The sequence below is a fragment of the Alteromonas sp. a30 genome (assembly GCF_026788005.1).
Classification (GTDB): Bacteria; Pseudomonadota; Gammaproteobacteria; order Enterobacterales; family Alteromonadaceae; genus Paraneptunicella.
In genome coordinates this window covers 1-1367 of sequence record NZ_JABEPE010000072.1, presented here as the reverse complement: position 1 = coordinate 1367, position 1367 = coordinate 1, and the positions used below count along the sequence as shown (strand labels likewise).

Below are 1367 nucleotides of genomic sequence, written 5' to 3'. Positions count from 1 at the left end.
CAAACAGATGCGAGAAACACCATTAAAATCGGTGCGGTAAAAACCAATATTGGGCACTTAGACGCCGCCGCAGGTGTAAGCGGGCTGATAAAAACCGTGCTGTGTATGCAGCATCAATATTTGCCAGCGACGCTGCATTTTGAGCAAGGTAATCCCGCCATAGATTGGCAAAACTCGCCGTTTGAAGTGGTAGCAAAAGGGCAGGTGTGGGATGCGCCAACGGGTGTTAGCCGAGCGCTTAAGCAAACCCCAAGACGCGCAGGCGTCAGCTCCTTTGGTATCGGCGGCACCAATGCTCATGTGGTGTTGGAAGAATATATCGATGAGCGAGAATCCGGCGACAGTCGCCAATGGCAGTTATTGCCCATCAGCGCACGCAGCGAAAGTGCGTTAAGCAAGGTTAGCAAGAATTTGCAGGGGTATTTTGAGCAGCAAGAGCTAGAACAAGCTCCTTTGGCACAAGAAAAAAGCGAGCAGAAGCAACTGGCCGACATCAGTTTTACCTTGCAGCAAGGTCGCCGCCATTTGGCGTACCGTCAGGTGGCCCTGTGTGATTCAGGCACAAACGAGAGCGCCGAAAAAAACATTCATGCACAAGCAAAGCAGGTGTTGGCAGGGGAACATCCCAAACAATTATTGCAAGGTTATGCCGAGCAAGCCCCGGCTGTGACTTTTATGTTTAGCGGTCAAGGTAGCCAGTATTTGGGGATGGGCGCGGGATTGTACCGAGGGAAAACTGGCCTTGAATCAAGCGTATTTAAAGAAAACGTAGACGCCTGCCTAGACATGCTCGCGGCGGGCTCTGAATCCGAACAATCGCTAAAAACCGAGTTGCAAAGCTTGTTATTTGAGGTGGATGCAGAGAAAAAGGTAGAGGCGAATGTAGAAAGCCGAGATGCGGCTGAAAACAAAAACAACAAGCTCAACCAAACCCATATCACCCAACCGGCGTTATTCATTGTGGAATACGCGCTGGCAAAGCAGCTTCAATATTGGGGAATTCAGCCCGATGCCATGATAGGCCACAGCTTGGGCGAATACGTTGCTGCTACCTTGGCGGGGGTATTCAGCTTGGAAGATGCGATTAAGCTGGTGGTTGCCCGAGGCAAGTTGATGGGCTCTGTTTCCACAGAGGGAGCATCAGCCGGAGCCATGCTTAGTGTTGAGCTTTCCGCCGAAGCGGTGCAAGCTCGCCTTGCTGAATCTGCTTCTGATGTCAAAAATGCGTTGTCACTGGCAGCGGATAACAGCCCCAACTTGTGCGTGGTATCCGGTGAAGTTAAAGCCATTCATGCCTTTGCGGAGCAGCTAAGCGCAGCGAATATTAAGCATACCTTGCTGCGTACTTCTCACGCTTATCACAGCGA

The 1367-nt window shown here is 51.1% G+C and carries 1 protein-coding gene; it reads left to right on the top strand.

What is annotated here, in order from left to right:
• Positions 1-1367: acyltransferase domain-containing protein (locus HJG39_RS19185; protein ID WP_268412018.1), on the top strand; the 1367-nt coding region annotated here is incomplete at both ends.